Below are 18,007 nucleotides of genomic sequence, written 5' to 3'. Positions count from 1 at the left end.
ATTATCATTAATATCATATGATAATGATTTTAATTACTAAAAGGAGAAATAAGTAGGTAAAATTATATTTTTAATATACAAATTCTAAGTTTTCTTTTTCATTAAAGAAGTCTGAATAATCTATGTTAAATAGTGGCTTTGTAACTTTTCTTATATCTATATTTTCCTTTATAAGTTGAGTTAATACTCCAACATAAGATAAATCTCCTTGAATTATAGCACCATATATTACTCCATCCTTATGAATTATCTTTTTATAATCCTTTCCTTTAATTTGTTTTTCTTCTATATAACTATTATCTGGAGTATTTACCATTCCTAATGACATTGTAGCTACTCCACAAAAATTCATAGTATTTTTACTTCCAAAAAAGTCATTCATATAAATCATTTTACCTAATACATTATTAGCTGCAACAATACCTTCCTTTACAGCAGTTGGCCATATTGGATTTCTTCCTGTTATGTCTCCTGCTCCATATACATCTCTTACATTTGTTTCACCTTTTGAATTAATTATAAGACCAAACTTATCACATTCTATTCCACTATCTTTTAAAAATCCAATATTTGATCTAACACCTGTACATGCAATTATTAATTCACAAGGAACCTCTTCTCCTGTATTTAATTTTATGGAAAGTGGATTATTATTATTATCAACTATAACTTTTTCTGCCCTTACACCAAACCTAAAGTCTACTCCTTCTTCTCTTAACCTTTCTTCATATACTCCAGCTGCATATTTATCTAATTGAAGTGGTAAAATTCTATCTCCCATTTCAATTAAAGTAATATTTACACCATAATCTAAAAGGCCTGCTAAAGCATCAACTCCAACTAAGCCAGCTCCTAAAATAGCAACATTTTTTACTTTTTTAACCTCTTCTTTAATTTTAATAGCATCATCCAAGTTTCTTAATCCAATTACATTATTAGCACTTCTTAAATTTTCTATTGGTGGTAAAAATGATGATGAACCAGTTGCTAATATAACTTTGTCATAACTTAACTCTTCATTATTTGATAATTTTAATTTCTTTTCATTAGTATCTATCCCTATTACTTCTACTCCCTTTACCCACTTTATTTTATATGTTTTAAAAAAATTTTCTGGAGTAAAATCTAAAGATTTCATATCTCTTCTTCCATCTAAAAAATGATGAAGTATACATCTTGAATAAACATATTCGTCTTTAGATACTAATATTATTTCTATATTTTTATCAATTTCACGTAAAGTTTTTGCTGCATTAATTCCAGCTGCAGATACTCCTACTACAACACATACCATTATTCATCCACCTCCTCTAAAGTTAATGCATTCATTGGACATTTATCTACACATTGAGGAAAGTTTTGTTCTGTTGATATACACATATCACATTTCATTACTTCTCTATTAGTTTGATAATCCATTTTTAAAACCCCATATGGACATGCCATTATACACATAAAACAACTTGCACATCTGCTTTTATCATAAATTACATATTTACTTTCATCATATTTTCTCATAGCTCCAGTTGGACAAGCATATACACATTCTGGTCTAGTACAATGTCTACAATAAATTTGAGTAAAATTTCCTTTACTATTGATAACTATTCTTCCTCTTATATCTCTTGAGCCATGAGATACTTTACATGCAGTAGTACATGTTAAACAACCAATACACTTTTTTCTATCTATTTTTATTCTTTTCATAGCAATCTCCTAATCTACCTTTTCTATTTTTACAGGTACATACTTAAAGTTAGGTTCTTTTGAATATGTATCAAATATAGATGGTAATAATGAATTTGTTTCTATATAATGCATAGGAGCATATATCTGATCTTTTTTAACAGTTCTACTTAATTTAACAAGAAAATTATTACTTACACCATTTGGTGATGTAATTTTAATTATTTCATTATCCAATATTCCTAATTCATGAGCTAAATCAGTATTTATGTTCACATATGCTTGATGTGGAACTATAGAAAAAACATCTGGTATTTCCCTAGTTCTTGTTTGTGTATGCCATTGTCCAACAGTACCTCTTCCTGTATTAAATAAATATGGATATTCCTTAGATTGCTCATAAGGAAATGTAGCTACATCCTCATAGATAAATTTAGCCTTACAATTTGGCGTATAATATTTATTATCCTCAAATAACCTTCTTTCATCTTGTTTTAATTTTTCTCCTTCTCTAAATGGCCATTGTATTCCCTTTTGATAATCACTTAATAATTCATAACTTACACCTGTAATATCACATGGCATTCCTTTTGTACATTCCCTTAATGTTTCAAAAGCATCCTTTGGTGTTTTCCATTTATCTAATAATTTTCCCATTCCCAAAGCCTTACCTATTCCAAGCATAATATCATAATCTGTTAATTCATTTTCTTTTTTTTCTAACACTGGATTAATTTTTGATAATCTTCTTTCTGTATTAATCAACACACCTTCTTTTTTCAAACCATTAGCTGAAGGTAAAAATAAATCACAGTATTTTACTGTTTCTGTATCAGAATAAATATCCTCTACAACTAGAAATTCTAAGTTTTCAGCAGCTTTTTTAAATTCCAAGTTATTTATCCATGAAACTATAGGATTAGTTGCAACTACCCATAAAGCTTTTATTTCCCCTGAATTTATTTTATCTATTATAACATTGTATGGTAATGTAGGCTTTTTAGGTAACATTTCTGGATTTATATCTAAAGCTTTTGCCACAGCTTTTCTTCTTTCTTCATTATCATATTCTCCTCCACCATAAAGACCTGTAGTATTACTAAATAATCTAGATCCCATAGCATTACACTGACCTGTTATAGAGTTTGGTCCAGTTCCAACTCTTCCTATATTTCCAGTCATTAAACATATATTTATAATTGCTTGTGCTGTTCTTACTGCTTGATATCCTTGATTTACTCCCATGGTCCACCACAAGGATACCCTTTTTCCATTATGTATTATTTGTGCTAACTCTAAAACTCTTCCTTTAGATATACCTGTTTTTTCTTCTACATCATCTAATATATATTTTTTTACATGTTCCTTAAATCCCTCAAAATCTTCTGTATACTTTTCAATATATTCATTATCAACCCATCCCTTTTTAATAAGGACATTTGCTAATGTATATAAAAGCACTAAATCTGTCTTTGGCTTTATATCTATCCACATATCGCAATTTGTTACTGTTTCCGTTCTTCTTGGGTCTATGCCAATTTTTATACAATCCTTATTATTTTTTGTCTTGCCCCAAAGAATTGGATGTGCAACTACAGGATTACAACCTATAAATATAATTACATCTGAATGTTCTAAATCATTAAACGTATATGGTGGTGCATCAAATCCAAAGCTTTGCTTATAAGCAACTACTGATGTAGCCATGCAAAGTCTTGTATTTCCATCTCCATTTCCCCCTAAAAATGTCCTTCCTATATGTCCTGCTAATGCCATTTCTTCTGTAGCTAATTGACCTGTACTTAAAAATGCAAAACTTTCTTTACCATATTTGTCCTGTATTTCAGTTACCCTTTTTGCAAATAAATCAAAAGCCTCATTCCATTGAATTTGTTTCAACTTTCCATCTTTATCTCTTAGTAATGGTAATACAGGATTTTCATGTTGTGTATTTTGTTTATCTAAATTTAATCCCTTTACACAACAAAATCCCTTATTAACTGGATAGTTAAGTGCTGGTACAACTCTATTAATAAATCCATTATCTTCAATATTAAAATCTAAATTACATGCAATTGAACAATAATTACAAGTAGATCTTACAACCTTCAATAAAATCACTTCCTTTTATTTTTAATACTTTATTATAATTCTTGGTTATTTTGTAAAAATATAATTAAATATTTTTATTTTCTTACATAATGCATTCCACTCCAATTTACATTTTTACTTACTTCAGCAATATCTGATAACTTAACATTATTCCTTATATCCAACTCTATCAACGATATATCCAATATGCTCTTTTCCATAAGGTGCATCTGGGCTTATATATTCTCTAACAAATTTAATATCAAAGTCAGCTTGTTCCCCAATAAAAATATCTTTAAATTCATCATCTTTTATATCCATATAAACATAACCTTTATCCCCTTAACACCTAAAGAATAATCTTCTGTTTTATTAGTTCCAAAACTTACACAAAAGCAATTTCTAAAGCTTTCTTTACATCCCAAAACTAAGCCTCTTATAATAAAAATCTGGCTCGCTTCCATTTTTTAAATAAACATTATCTATTCTATGTAATCCATTAACATCACAAGAATGCATAAATACTAACATTTTTCTTTCATCTATACTTGGAATTTTAAAATCATCTTCTGTATAATAAAATAAGGTTTCTGTTACAGGCATAACTACTTCTTTTGCTGTAAATTGTGACTTACGTCCAAATTCAATTTCATTAATACTTTTTACTTCTTAGTATCTAATTACATCTGTATCTGAATATTGTCCTGCATATGGTATAGATACTGGTGCAATTAACTTATATTTATACCTTATGCTATTTACTGTTTCATCAAATTCCTGAACAGTCATTTTAATTTTCATTAGTTTCACCTCGCTTTTGTCATAGTTTTATCTTTTGTAAAAATATTCTTATATATTCATACTTTTTATTTGTAGCTTTAAGATTAAATTTTCCTACTACTCAATAAACTATAAAAAAATAGAGAGATATTTTTCTATCTCTCTATTGATAATTTATAATAACTACTTACCTTTTATTATATACATACTTTTTATGTATGTATCTATACAAAAAAAAAGACAATCCCTAAGGATTATCTTATGTAAACAAACTATTTGTTTAATTGAGCTTTTGCAGTTTCTACTAAGTTTGCAAATGCCTTTGGATCATTGATAGCTATTTCAGATAACATTTTTCTGTTCATGTCGATTCCAGCTAATTTAATTCCGTTCATGAATTTAGAATATGAAAGACCATTAATTCTTGTAGCAGCGTTGATTCTTGCTATCCATAATCTTCTGAAATCTCTCTTCTTTAATCTTCTTCCAACGTATGCGTTTCTTAAAGCTCTGATTACAGATTCGTTAGCAGTCTTGAATAATCTGCTCTTCCCACCGTAGTAACCTTTTGCAAGCTTTAATACTTTTTTATGATTTTTACGAGAATTTACTGCTCTCTTAACTCTTGCCATTTTGTATTCCTCCTGAGTCCTCTATATTATAGGTATGGTAATAATTTCTTCATTGCTTTTTCTTGAGTAGTTGAAACGTAAGCAGCTTTTCTTAAGTTTCTCTTTCTCTTAGCACTCTTCTTAGTTAAGATATGGCTCTTGAAAGCTTTAGCTCTTTTTAACTTTCCAGTACCAGTCTTTTTAAATCTTTTAGCTGCACCTCTGTGCGTTTTCATTTTTGGCATGATAATATTCTCCTCTCTGGTTATGCTTTTTTAGGGGCTAATACCATTGTCATGTTTCTTCCCTCTTGTTTTGCTGCTTTTTCAACAACACAAACATCTTCAAGCTTTGAAACAAAGTTTTCTAGAATCTTTAATCCTAAATGACCTAATGTTGCTTCTCTACCTTTGAATCTAACAGTGACTTTTACTTTATCCCCGTCTAATAAGAACTTTCTAGCATTTTTAGCTTTGATAGCTATGTCATTTTCTTCAATAGTTAAACTACATCTGATTTCTTTAATGACAGTTACCTTTTGCTTTTTCTTAGCTTCTTTTTCCTTTTTAGATTGCTCGTAAATGTATTTGCCTAAATCCATTATTTTACATACTGGTGGCACTGCTGTTGGAGATATCATTACTAAATCTAAATCTCTCTCCTCAGCCATTTGTAAAGCTTCATTTCTTGAGATTATTCCTAATTGACTACCATCTGAATCAATTACTCTTAATTCTCTTTCTCTAATACTTTCATTACAAGTAAAGTTTTTACTGATAACATTCACCTCCGATAAAATCTATCAAGAAAAATATATAAATAAAAGGGCGACATATAATGCCGCCCTCGTATTATTTAGAAAATCTAGACTCACTTCTAGATAAAAATCCAATAAACTCATTACCTTACTAAGCTAGGCCGTAAGGCGAGAAACGGCTGTTTCTTCTTGACGAAATTTATTATAGCATTCTACTTATTTATTGTCAAACTTTTTGCTCATTATTCTACGAGAAATTTTAACCATTTATTCACAAATACTAATTTCTCTTTTCATATTTCCCTTGATCATATAACACTTGTCAAGTACCTTAAAACCAGCTGAAGTTATTATATTATCCATATCTTCAAAAGTAATTATAACTAGTTTACGAGCTATCCTTCTTGAGGTATTAATTATATCCTTTTGCTCTTGTGAAGTTATAGGTGAATATAATCCATAAGGAATATCAACTATGGCAACATCATATCTTTCACGTATATTATGCATATCTCCACTAGTTATTATTTCTCTATTATACCCAAAAAACTCTATATTATTCCTTGCATTACAAGCAATAGGCTTACTAATTTCATATCCCTTTATATTAAAACCTAAATCTAATGCTTCTATAACAACAGTTCCAACTCCACAGCATGGATCAATTATACTTAAGCGTTTATCATCACAAGTTGCAATATTAACTAAAGCTCTTGCCATTCTTAAAGGAATTGCATTTGAATATGAATGTGGTTTATCATTATGCTTTTGCCACTTAAAATCATTTTTTATAAGTTCTCCAAATATCCATTTATCTTTAATTTTAATAATAGCAAGTTCTACTTTAGGATTATGAATATCAGGAAATCCATTAATAACAAATCCAATTTCTCTAACAGCCTTTAAACGATTTTCATAGGAAACATCCCCATCTTCACTTTTCATATAGTTAACTTTAAAATCATCATATGAAATTTTTTCATTTTTAATTTTATTAATAATTATTTCTAATGATTCTTCTATGTATATTATATTTACTTTAAATTTTATAAATGGACTCCTTGATGGATCAAAATCCCTATTAGAAAATAAAAACTTTCTATTTGGTATTTGTTTAAAAATACTTTTCATTTCCATATTACACAATTCTTTTTCCATATCTGAACAATTTATAAAATAAAAGTATTTATTTTGGGTGTTCCCACACTCATCATTTATTAATTCAATACTCATTACTACACCCTTTACATTTAATTATTTATTGTTATTGCAATATTCTTCAATTGATTCCGCAACTATTTTAGCATAAGATACAGCATGAACAACCGTATTTGCACCTGTTACAACATCTCCTGATGCAAACACACCATTTCTAGTTGTGTGACCTTTATCATCAGTAAGTAATAATCCCCACTTATTAGTATCAAGCCCTGTAGTATTTGCTACTATATTTTTTCTTGGTGATTGACTTACTGCAATTATTACAGAATCACATTCAAACATTCCTTCTGTTCCTTCTATTGTAATAGTTGAAACTTTTCCATCTTCACTAACTTCATTTTTAGTTTCTATGTATTTTACGCCTTGTTCTGTTAATTCAATTGGTGCTTTAAATAATTCAAAATTAACATCATCTTCTTTTGCTTCTTCTAATTCAGCTCTAGTACAAGGCATATTTTCAAATCCTTTTCTATAAAGAATATAAACTTCTTCTGCACCATTTCTCTTTGCAACTCTAGCTGCATCCATAGCAACATTTCCTGCTCCTATTACAGCAACCTTCTTTCCTAAATTATATACATTAGGAGATTTTAAATAATCTATTGCATAATGTACATTTCCTAAAGATTCACCCTTTATATTTAAAGTCTTAGGGTTCCATACTCCAGTTCCAATAAAAACAGCCTTATATCCATCAAAAAATAATTTATCTAATGTAAGAACTGGTCCAATTAATGTGTTAGGTCTTATTTTAACTCCTAATTCTATAAGAATTTCTTCATATCTGTCTATAATAGAGTTGTGTAATCTATATTCAGGAATACCATATCTTAATACTCCTCCTATTTTTTCATGAGCATCAAATAAAGTAACCTTAAATCCTTTTCTAGCTAAAATAATAGATAAAGTTATACCTGCTGGTCCTGCACCTATTATTGCTATTCTTTCATCTCTATTTCCTACTTTTTCTAACTTAACATTTTTTAAGTATTTTAATGATATAAATTCTTCCATTTCACAGAAAGGTATAGGTTCCCCCTTTATACCTCTTATGCAATTTCCTTTACATTGATCCTCATGTGGACAAACTATAGCACAAACTGCTGATAAAGGATTATTTTCAAATAATATTTCCCCTGCCTCATCTAATTTTCCTTCTTTAAAAAGCCTTATAACCTCTGGAATTTCAGTACTTATAGGACAATTGGCCTTACATCTTGCATTTTTACATAATAAACATCTATCTGCTTCTAATCTTAATTCTTTCATAATTTATTTATCCTTTGCTTTATTATAATAGTTATTTAATTATACTTAAAACATAATCTTTAAATTCTTCAAAGCTACCTTTTTCATTGCTAGTACCTTTATTAATTTTCTTAGTTGCAAAATTATATTCAACACTTCCATAATTAAATTTAGGGCTAGCTATCATAACTTTATCTTCATTTGTACTGAAAATTCCTTTGTTAATCATTGATACCTTACATAATTCTAAGAAACTTTCTTCACTTTTTAACTCTCCATCTTTAATTTTACCAATTATAAAACTAAATAATGCAAATCCTCCACCCAATGATATCATGCTACCTTCATCAATATAAAATACCTTATCTGTATTATAAAAATATTTCATTTTTCCATATGATACTGTTTTAAATTGTGAATTTAACTCTATATCACTCATATCAAAATTTTTAATAGATTTTTCAATTGCTTGCCAAGAATCATTTTGCTGTATAGCATTATTTTTTACAACAGAATTAAACTTAAGCATTGCACCTTCCATTTCCTTATCTGTATAAATAATATTTTCATTTAATGATACAATAAATTTTCCATTTTCATATGTTAATGTTATCTTATTTGCCATAACAATCTCCTTTTTTATTTTTTATATGATAAAAATTATTATAACATATTTGATAACATCACCACCAGCAATAATGCTTCCACCAAATAAAACCATTACATCAGCTTGTTCAATACCATATTTCTCAAGTAATGGTAATATCCCTTTTCCCACAAAATCTTCCTAAAATATTTATATTCTTAGCAACATCAATATTATTCCCTTCTAATTTCATCCAATATCTTTATTTACCACCTTATTATTTAAAACTAATTTATTTTATTACACCTTTCATTTTCAATAAATTTACAATTTTATATTAAAAATTTCTATATTTTAAATAAGACATGCTAAAATAACAATATTTCAACATGCCTTATTAATGCTATTTAACTAATTTTGCTGTATCTCTTGCAATCATTAATTCTTCATTAGTTGGTACTACATACACCTTAACTCTTGAATCTTCATTAGATATTTCTTGAATCTTACCTCTTAATTCATTTTTTTCAGTATTAATTGTAAATCCAAAGAATTCTAATCCTTTTAAAATTTCTCTTCTAGTAATTGATGAATTTTCACCAATACCAGCTGTAAATACTATTACATCAACTCCCCCCATAGCCCCAGCATAAGCTGCAATTTGAGTTCTAACCTTATAATAAAATATTTCTAATGCTAATTTAGCTCTTTCATTTTCTGATTCAGCTGCTTCTAAAACATCTCTAAAGTCTGAAGAAACTCCAGAAATCCCTAAAATTCCTGACTTTTTATTTAATAATTCATCAATTTGCTCAATTGTATATCCATGTTGTTCAATTAAAAAGCTAATTACAGATGGATCAATACTTCCTGATCTTGTTCCCATCATTACCCCTGCAAGTGGTGTAAATCCCATTGATGTATCAACTGATTTTCCATTTTTAACAGCTGCTAATGAACATCCATTACCTAAATGACAAGTAATTATCTTTAAATTCTTAATGTCTTTTCCCATAGTTTCTGCTACTTTATAAGAAACATATTTATGTGATGTTCCATGGAATCCATATTTTCTTACTCCATACTTTTCATATAATTCATATGGAACTGGGCAAATATATGCATGCTTTGGCATTGTTTGATGGAATGCAGTATCAAAAACTGCTACCATTGGTGTATTAGGCATTAGCTCCTTACACGCTTCTATTCCTATTACATTTGGTGGATTATGAAGTGGTGCTAATACTATACAATCCTTAATTGATTTTAACACTTCATCATCAATTAATACTGAATCAGAATATTTTTCTCCACCATGTACAACTCTATGACCCACTGCTGATATTTCATCCATAGATTTAATAACACCATGAATTGAATCTACTAATGCTTCTAAAACTAATTTAATTGCACCTTTGTGATCCTTTATATTTGTGTTTATTATATATTTATCTTTTCCTTCAACCTTTTGAGTTAATATTGATCCTTCAATTCCTATTCTTTCAACTAAACCTTGAACCATACTTTCTTCTGTAGACATGTCAATTAATTGATATTTTAAAGATGAACTTCCACAGTTAATTACTAATGTTTTCATTATTTTCACGCTCCTGTTGGTATTATACTTTATATAAGTATAATACCATTAAAAATATTAAATACTTAAAAAATTTAATTATTCTTTTTTGTCTGAAAACTTTATATATTTTTAAAAAAAAGAATATATTTAAAATTTATAAATATATCCTATCATAATATTCTTATTGATTTTTTAATAAAATTAATATATTTAAAGCTCATTTAAATACTCTTTTAACTCTTTTATATCCATAATAACTTCCTTATATTCTGGATAATCCTTAAATATTCTTTTTATACATCTTATACAAAAATCTTTTCTTTTTTTAAAATCATTTCTTATTTCTTGTTTGTATCCCCATGTATGAGTAAATAACTTTTGATTTTCATTAAACAATTCTTCTAATGTCATTATTTCATTTATTTTAATTTTTTTTCTCTCAGCACACATAGATAATAATCTCTGCTCTGCAAAAACCATATTTGTAATTTTATCATTATTATTTATTACATTTTTCATAAATTTTATTGATTCTGAGGTATAATAATCCTTAAACTCATTATTTGATATATAAGCAAATGCCGTATTGCTTGGCAGTACTGACCAGTCAAAATTTTCATCAAATAAATAATTATTATTCATATTAAAATAATCTTTATTGGGATAAACACTACTAATTATTTTTTCCTTATGAATTACACTAATTTCTGATTGTAATAAAACATTCTCAATATTATCCCATACAATAAAATCTGTATCTATCATTACACAAGGTGACTTTTGTCCCTTTAATGCATAAATTTTTCCTGCAGCCCAAAATATATTACTATCAATATCATTATTTATTTTATTTAAAGATACATCAATTCCTAAATCCCATATAGTATCAATACCTAATTTTTTATAATAATCAGCAGCAATATCATCAGTAATCATTTTTATACTGCCATTATTTTCTCTCCATTTTAATGCTGATATTATTGTAGTCAAAATTTCAAAATCATCTATATAATAATTTTTATTAGGATTTGCTCTCAAAAACGGTGCTGTCCAATTTGAATGAAATGCTTCTATCATAATAACCTACCTAAATAATACTTATATAAGATTTAATCCATATCCTCCAGCTCCAGACCCAAGACCTTGTGTCTTTGAGGAATTATTTATTTTATTTTCATTTGTTATTTTCTTCAAAAAATTATCTTTCGTATTCTTTATAACATACTTTTCTTTATTTAAGTTATTATTGATTTCTTTTGTCATATATTCTCCCTTTTAAAAAAATATTATAGCATATATAAATTAATATTAACTCATACATTTCTATAATATTTTATAGTTTTATTCTTCTATTAAGTCTCTTATGACTCTTGTTGCATCCATATAAGAAGCAATTGATTTATCATAATTTAATTTATTAATTATCTTTGATAATAATTCAGACATATCAACGGCTTTATACCATTTTGCTGCATGTAATTCATTTGAAATATATGTTAAATTAGTTGAATATACTCTTGTTATTATTCCATCTTCATAGAACTTATTAAATTTCTCTAAGCCTTCTGTAAAGAATGCAAATGTAGTTGCCACATAAACATTTCTTACATTTCTTTCTTTTAACTCTAAGGCTATATCAAGAACTGATTCTCCTGATGCTATCATATCATCTACTATTAATACATCTTTGCCTTCTACATCTCTTCCCATATACTCATGTTGAACAATTGGATTTTTTCCATTTACTATTCTTGAATGGTCTCTTCTCTTATAAAATAAACCTACATCAACACCTAAAACACTTGAATAATAAATTGCTCTATCCATTGCACCAGTATCTGGACTAATAACTATAAGCTTATCTTTATTTAATTCTAATGTATTTTCATTTTTTATAAGTGACTTTACTATATCATATGTTGGATAAAAATTCTCAAAAGATAAAAGTGGAATTGCATTTTGTACGTTAGGATCATGCACATCAAATGTTAATACTTCATGTACACCTAATCTTTCTAACTCTTGAAGTGCTAATGCACAATCTAACGATTCTCTACCTTTACGTCTATGTTGTCTTGATTCATATAAAAGTGGCATTATTACTGTAATTTTTGCAGCCTTACCTCTTATTGCAGAAACTGTTCTTTTTATGTCTTGGAAATGTTCATCAGGCCCCTTATGATTAATAAACCCAAACATTTTATATGTACAACTATAATTACCAATGTCACATAAAATATATATGTCTTTACCTCTAACACTCTCTGATATCTTAACTTTACCTTCTCCGTTAGAAAATCTTATTTCATTAGTTGGTATTAAAAATGATTTATTTGTATTTCTCTTTTGTTGAATAAGCTTATCAACAGCTTCTCCAAGCTCCTTGCAACTTTCTAATGCAATTAATCCTAATTCATGTTTTAATTCTGACATAAAAAATTTCCCCTTTTCCTTTTTATTTAATCCCCTATCTTAAATATGGGTTGATGATATATTAAATGTTTAATATACACCATGATAAATCAAAAAATCATTTAAAATATTAAAATTTAATATTTACATAAATTTATAATCTTTCCTTTAATATCTATAACTTCTAATCATTAATAGTATATACTAATAACGAACATTAATAAATAGTTATATTAAATTATTCTTTATTTTAGACTTTTTTGCTTATTTTTATTATAATTTATTATATTTAGTATTTCTATATTAAAATTTTACAAATATCCTATTATATATTTGTTTAAATTAATTGTTTATAATACTAAAAACTTTTTAAGAAAGGATATATTAAGGATATATTATGGAATACTCACATTACGAAAGATTATTTAACATTAAAACAACTGGAGAACAACAAGGCTTTTATGAATCTCATCATTATAATAGATACGAAGCTACTTCTTACTTTGCATTAGAAACATTATTTAAAGAATATCCTCTTTCTTCTAATGATTGTATAGTTGACTTTGGCTGTGGAAAAGGAAGACTTTCTTTTTACATAAATTATTACTATAATTGCAAAATAACAGGAATTGAAATGAATAATAATTATTTTGATATTTGCATTAATAATAAAAAGAATTATTTAAAAAATTATAATAAAGAAAAGAATAAAATTGAATTTTTAAATATATTTGCAGAAAAATATAAAATTTCTAGTACTGATAACAAATTTTATTTCTTTAATCCTTTTTCTGTTCAGTTATTCATGAAAGTAATTAATAACATACTTATATCACTAGAAAAATCTCCTCGTGATATAGATTTAATATTATATTATCCATCTGATGAATACATATATTATTTAGAAAATTATACAGGCTTTTTATTATATAAAGAAATAGAACTACCTAACTTAAGTATAAATGATAAAAGACAAAAATTTTCAATATATAGGTTAACTGTTTAAACACAATTTATTACTTAAATTCTAATATTATTATTTTTAGGATAAAAAATGGGATGTCGCATTAAGAATAAATCCTACAATATATTGTATTAATTTTTATTTTTTAAAACAATATATTGTGTATAAAAGTTTTAGTGCAACAGCCCATTACCTCATAACATTAATAGAATCAAATTTTTACAATCTAATAAATCTCCACTAAATTGTCTAGTAAAAGCATAACATGCTTTCTTCGGGACAATTTTTTACGTTTCAATAAATTTACACTAAATTGTCCAGTAAAAGCATAACATGCTTTTACTCTATCCAAAATATTTCTGAAAATAAAAAAAGTATCTAGTCTTAAACTAGATACTTTACCTGGCAACGTTCTACTCTCCCACACGGTCACCCATGCAGTACCATTGACGCTGTAGAGCTTAACTGTCCTGTTCGGAATGGGAAGGAGTGTTTCCTCTACGCCATCATCACCAGATGCTATAGTTTTCTAAACCTCTGATTTAGTTAAAACTTTGTACTCCTCAACTTTGTTGAGTAAGTTTCCTTTAGAGATTGTTATCTCAAAATTGCACATGAATTATCTTATGTTATTGGTCAAGCCCTCGACCTATTAGTATCAGTCAGCTAAATACGTTACCGCACTTCCACCTCTGACCTATCAACCTTGTGTTCTTCAAGGGGTCTTACTAGCTTATGCTATGGGAAATCTCATCTTGAGGGGGGCTTCACGCTTAGATGCTTTCAGCGTTTATCCCTTCCCGACTTAGCTACCCAGCCATGCTCTTGGCAGAACAACTGGTGCACCAGAGGTCAGTCCATCCCGGTCCTCTCGTACTAAGGACAGCTCCTCTCAAATTTCCTACGCCCGCGACGGATAGGGACCGAACTGTCTCACGACGTTCTGAACCCAGCTCGCGTGCCGCTTTAATGGGCGAACAGCCCAACCCTTGGGACCTACTACAGCCCCAGGATGCGACGAGCCGACATCGAGGTGCCAAACCTCCCCGTCGATGTGGACTCTTGGGGGAGATCAGCCTGTTATCCCCGAGGTAGCTTTTATCCGTTGAGCGATGGCCCTCCCACGAGGTACCACCGGATCACTAAGCCCGACTTTCGTCCCTGCTCGACTTGTAGGTCTCGCAGTCAGGCTCCCTTCTGCCTTTGCACTCTACGAACGATTTCCGACCGTTCTGAGGGAACCTTTGGGCGCCTCCGTTACTTTTTAGGAGGCGACCGCCCCAGTCAAACTGCCCACCTAACAATGTCCAGTCACCAGATTCATGGCGTCCTGTTAGAACCCCAGTACTGTCAGGGTGGTATCCCAAGGTTGACTCCACTAAGGCTGACGCCCTAGTTTCCCAGTCTCCCACCTATCCTGTACAGACAATACCGGAATTCAATGCTAAGCTACAGTAAAGCTCTACGGGGTCTTTCCGTCCAATCGCGGGTAGCGAGCATCTTCACTCGCACTACAACTTCGCCGGATTTGCAGTTGAGACAGTGCCCAAGTCATTACGCCATTCGTGCGGGTCAGAACTTACCTGACAAGGAATTTCGCTACCTTAGGACCGTTATAGTTACGGCCGCCGTTTACTGGGGCTTAAGTTCACACCTTCGCTTGCGCTAAGTGTTCCCCTTAACCTTCCAGCACCGGGCAGGCGTCAGCCCCTATACATCAGCTTACGCTTTAGCAGAGACCTGTGTTTTTGCTAAACAGTTGCTTGGGCCTATTCTCTGCGGCCTGCTCTCGCAGGCACCCCTTCTCGCGAACTTACGGGGTCAATTTGCCTAGTTCCTTAACTGCAATTCTTCCGCCGGCCTTAGGATTCTCTCCTCATCTACCTGTGTCGGTTTGCGGTACGGGCACTACTTCTCTCTCTAGATGCTTTTCTTGGAAGCATGGAATCATGTACTTCGGTCTTAATGACCTTCCCCATCACGCCTCAGAATTGTTACAGCGGATTTGCCTACCGTAACTTCCTAAACGCTTAGACTAGCATTTCCAATCGCTAGCACACACTATCCTTCTCCGTCACACCCTCGATAATAACGATGGTAGTGGTATCGGAATATCAACCGATTGTCCATCGCCTACGCCTTTCGGCCTCGGCTTAGGTCCCGACTAACCCTCAGCGGACGAGCCTTCCTGAGGAAACCTTAGATATTCGGCCTGTAGGATTCTCACCTACATCTCGCTACTAATGCCAACATTCTCACTCGTAATCAGTCCACCGCTCCTTCCGGTACGACTTCAGCCCGATTACGACGCTCCCCTACCACTTGCAATTACTTGCAAATCCGTAGCTTCGGTGGTAAGTTTAGCCCCGGTACATTTTCGGCGCAGGATCTCTCGACTAGTGAGCTATTACGCACTCTTTAAATGAGTGGCTGCTTCTAAGCCAACATCCTAGTTGTCTTAGAAATCCCACATCCTTTTCCACTTAACTTACACTTTGGGACCTTAGCTGACGGTCTGGGCTGTTTCCCTTTTGACCACGGATCTTATCATTCGTAGTCTGACTGCCGGACTTAATGTATATGGCATTCGGAGTTTGATAAGGTTCGGTAAGCGATATGCCCCCTAGCCCATTCAGTGCTCTACCTCCACTACACATATCCGACGCTAGCCCTAAAGCTATTTCGGGGAGAACCAGCTATCTCCGAGTTCGATTGGAATTTCTCCGCTATCCACAGCTCATCCCATGCTTTTTCAACAGCAACGTGGTTCGGTCCTCCACGAAGTTTTACCCTCGCTTCAACCTGGCCATGGATAGGTCACCCGGTTTCGGGTCTACGGCATGCAACTAGTCGCCCTATTAAGACTCGGTTTCCCTTCGGCTCCGTACCTTAAGTACTTAACCTTGCTACATACCGTAACTCGTTGGCTCGTTCTACAAAAAGCACGTCATCACCCTCATAAGGGGCTTTGACCGGTTGTAGGCACACGGTTTCAGGTTCTATTTCACTCCCCTCCCGGGGTTCTTTTCACCTTTCCCTCACGGTACTGCTTCACTATCGGTCATCAGGTAGTATTTAGCCTTGGGAGGTGGTCCTCCCTGCTTCCCACAAGGTTTCACGTGTCTCGTGGTACTCTGGATCAGAACTTGATTATCTTGACTTTCACCTACAGGACTATTACCTCCTACGGTCCAACTTTCCAGTTGTGTTCGGTTAATCACGACTTCTCGTTAATGTTCTGTCCGCAACCCCAAAGATAAATCTTTGGTTTGGGCTCTTTCCCTTTCGCTCGCCGCTACTTAGGAAATCGATTTTTCTTTCTCTTCCTCTAGGTACTTAGATGTTTCAGTTCCCTAGGTTTACCCTCGTATAGCTATGTATTCACTATACGATACATGGGGTTTCCCATGTGTGTTCCCACATTCGGAAATCTCCGGATCACTGGCTATGTGCGCCTACCCGAAGCTTATCGCAGCTTATCACGTCCTTCATCGGCTCCTGATGCCAAGGCATTCACCATGCGCCCTTTGTAGCTTGACCTTTACTCGTTTACTATATCTTATTACTTCGTCAACTATGAAATCTATTCATTCACGTACACAAGTACTGTTCATTTCATATCTTTCTTGTTTCCTTGTACTAAGCTATATTAAACTTCGTAACCTATCAGTCAAAAATTTTCAAAGTTTTGCATTTAATATTTTCGCAACAACTCTTCATTACTTCAGAGTTGTAAGTTCGAATTACCAAATTAAAATTTGGATTCTCACTTAAGAATATTTCTTGGCTTACTTCTCAATATGTTTTGAAGTTATATATAATTCATGTGCAATTTTCAAAGAACAAAATTTACAGTTATAAACTTAGCATTACTACGTCAACTTCCTCGTTCTGCTACTCACGTATATCATACGCTCCATTGCTCATTCGTCGTTTCCTCGTACTGCTTACTTCTAACAGTAAATTAATTTTGAGAAACATGGTTTCTCAAAATTGAACAGACTAGTTAAACCAGTATCTTTTAAGATTTACGAAACAAACATCTTGTTGTTTCATTTCTCCATAGAAAGGA

General features: G+C 31.1%; 16 protein-coding genes, 3 rRNA genes and 2 pseudogenes (1 of these 21 running past the window's edge). 1 reads left to right on the top strand and 20 read right to left on the bottom strand.

Features of this window, described 5'->3' with window-relative positions; all coding sequences use genetic code 11:
• Nucleotides 1–70 precede the first annotated feature (70 nt).
• The 17 genes and pseudogenes from ACUN06_RS03475 to ACUN06_RS03395 form a co-directional block, all read right to left on the bottom strand.
• On the bottom strand, nucleotides 71–1,294 hold the full coding sequence (locus tag ACUN06_RS03475; protein ID WP_291733778.1) for an NAD(P)/FAD-dependent oxidoreductase: 1,224 nt from the start codon (nucleotides 1,292–1,294) through the stop codon (nucleotides 71–73).
• The gene (locus tag ACUN06_RS03470; protein ID WP_291733780.1) at nucleotides 1,294–1,707 is read right to left on the bottom strand and encodes a 4Fe-4S dicluster domain-containing protein; all 414 of its coding nucleotides are present in this window, start codon (nucleotides 1,705–1,707) and stop codon (nucleotides 1,294–1,296) included. Before ACUN06_RS03470 ends, ACUN06_RS03475 begins: the two co-directional genes overlap by 1 nt.
• A gap of 9 nt (nucleotides 1,708–1,716) precedes the next feature.
• Nucleotides 1,717–3,798: a molybdopterin oxidoreductase family protein gene (locus tag ACUN06_RS03465; RefSeq protein ID WP_294398666.1), complete on the bottom strand. Its 2,082-nt coding sequence runs from the start codon at nucleotides 3,796–3,798 to the stop codon at nucleotides 1,717–1,719.
• Between the two features lie 74 nt (nucleotides 3,799–3,872).
• Nucleotides 3,873–4,032 (bottom strand): annotated as a pseudogene (locus ACUN06_RS03460) (sulfite reductase subunit C); the annotation flags it as partial.
• Nucleotides 4,033–4,191: 159 nt separating this feature from the next.
• Nucleotides 4,192–4,380 (bottom strand): hypothetical protein, encoded by a 189-nt coding sequence (locus ACUN06_RS03455; protein ID WP_291733784.1) that lies wholly within the window; start codon nucleotides 4,378–4,380, stop codon nucleotides 4,192–4,194.
• Between the two features lie 66 nt (nucleotides 4,381–4,446).
• Nucleotides 4,447–4,578, bottom strand: a complete 132-nt coding sequence (locus ACUN06_RS03450) for a hypothetical protein (protein ID WP_291733786.1) — start codon at nucleotides 4,576–4,578, stop codon at nucleotides 4,447–4,449.
• Between the two features lie 251 nt (nucleotides 4,579–4,829).
• Complete coding sequence (gene rplT, locus ACUN06_RS03445) at nucleotides 4,830–5,189, bottom strand: 50S ribosomal protein L20 (protein WP_291733788.1); 360 nt, start codon at nucleotides 5,187–5,189, stop codon at nucleotides 4,830–4,832.
• 26 nt (nucleotides 5,190–5,215) lie between these two features.
• Entirely contained in the window at nucleotides 5,216–5,413 is a 198-nt protein-coding gene (rpmI, locus tag ACUN06_RS03440) for a 50S ribosomal protein L35 (RefSeq protein WP_005211352.1), read from the bottom strand.
• 20 nt (nucleotides 5,414–5,433) lie between these two features.
• On the bottom strand, nucleotides 5,434–5,955 hold the full coding sequence (infC, locus tag ACUN06_RS03435; protein WP_291733790.1) for a translation initiation factor IF-3: 522 nt from the start codon (nucleotides 5,953–5,955) through the stop codon (nucleotides 5,434–5,436).
• Nucleotides 5,956–6,192: 237 nt separating this feature from the next.
• On the bottom strand, nucleotides 6,193–7,158 hold the full coding sequence (locus ACUN06_RS03430) for a TRM11 family SAM-dependent methyltransferase (RefSeq protein WP_449390096.1): 966 nt from the start codon (nucleotides 7,156–7,158) through the stop codon (nucleotides 6,193–6,195).
• A 21-nt stretch (nucleotides 7,159–7,179) separates the two neighbouring features.
• On the bottom strand, nucleotides 7,180–8,415 hold the full coding sequence (locus tag ACUN06_RS03425) for an NAD(P)-dependent oxidoreductase (RefSeq protein ID WP_291733793.1): 1,236 nt from the start codon (nucleotides 8,413–8,415) through the stop codon (nucleotides 7,180–7,182).
• Nucleotides 8,416–8,446: 31 nt separating this feature from the next.
• Nucleotides 8,447–9,019: a hypothetical protein gene (locus ACUN06_RS03420; RefSeq protein ID WP_294398670.1), complete on the bottom strand. Its 573-nt coding sequence runs from the start codon at nucleotides 9,017–9,019 to the stop codon at nucleotides 8,447–8,449.
• 36 nt (nucleotides 9,020–9,055) lie between these two features.
• Nucleotides 9,056–9,233 (bottom strand): annotated as a pseudogene (locus ACUN06_RS03415) (YdcF family protein); the annotation flags it as partial.
• A gap of 150 nt (nucleotides 9,234–9,383) precedes the next feature.
• On the bottom strand, nucleotides 9,384–10,577 hold the full coding sequence (locus ACUN06_RS03410) for an acetate/propionate family kinase (RefSeq protein ID WP_291733798.1): 1,194 nt from the start codon (nucleotides 10,575–10,577) through the stop codon (nucleotides 9,384–9,386).
• A gap of 192 nt (nucleotides 10,578–10,769) precedes the next feature.
• On the bottom strand, nucleotides 10,770–11,636 hold the full coding sequence (locus ACUN06_RS03405) for a DUF6734 family protein (protein ID WP_291733801.1): 867 nt from the start codon (nucleotides 11,634–11,636) through the stop codon (nucleotides 10,770–10,772).
• Nucleotides 11,637–11,657: 21 nt separating this feature from the next.
• On the bottom strand, nucleotides 11,658–11,822 hold the full coding sequence (locus ACUN06_RS03400; protein ID WP_291733803.1) for a hypothetical protein: 165 nt from the start codon (nucleotides 11,820–11,822) through the stop codon (nucleotides 11,658–11,660).
• 78 nt (nucleotides 11,823–11,900) lie between these two features.
• On the bottom strand, nucleotides 11,901–12,992 hold the full coding sequence (locus ACUN06_RS03395; protein WP_291733806.1) for a ribose-phosphate pyrophosphokinase: 1,092 nt from the start codon (nucleotides 12,990–12,992) through the stop codon (nucleotides 11,901–11,903).
• Nucleotides 12,993–13,368: 376 nt separating this feature from the next.
• Here ACUN06_RS03395 and ACUN06_RS03390 point away from each other — a divergent pair, with 376 nt between their 5' ends.
• A complete protein-coding gene (locus tag ACUN06_RS03390; protein WP_294398674.1) occupies nucleotides 13,369–13,977 on the top strand; it encodes a methyltransferase in 609 nt (202 codons plus the stop codon).
• A 358-nt stretch (nucleotides 13,978–14,335) separates the two neighbouring features.
• On the opposite strand, the gene rrf is transcribed toward ACUN06_RS03390, so the two are convergent.
• The 3 genes from rrf to ACUN06_RS03375 form a co-directional block, all read right to left on the bottom strand.
• A 5S ribosomal RNA gene (gene rrf / locus ACUN06_RS03385) occupies nucleotides 14,336–14,452 on the bottom strand.
• Between the two features lie 115 nt (nucleotides 14,453–14,567).
• Nucleotides 14,568–17,475: ribosomal RNA gene (locus ACUN06_RS03380) — 23S ribosomal RNA — on the bottom strand.
• A gap of 526 nt (nucleotides 17,476–18,001) precedes the next feature.
• Nucleotides 18,002–18,007, bottom strand: a 16S ribosomal RNA gene (locus ACUN06_RS03375); it runs 1,510 nt beyond the window's last position.
• Together the 16S, 23S and 5S rRNA genes form the textbook arrangement of a ribosomal RNA operon.

The sequence above is a fragment of the Clostridium sp. ETTB3 genome (assembly GCF_053571985.1).
The sequence above is the reverse complement of the archived record's forward strand: the minus strand, read 5'-3'. Positions and strand labels throughout refer to the sequence as shown.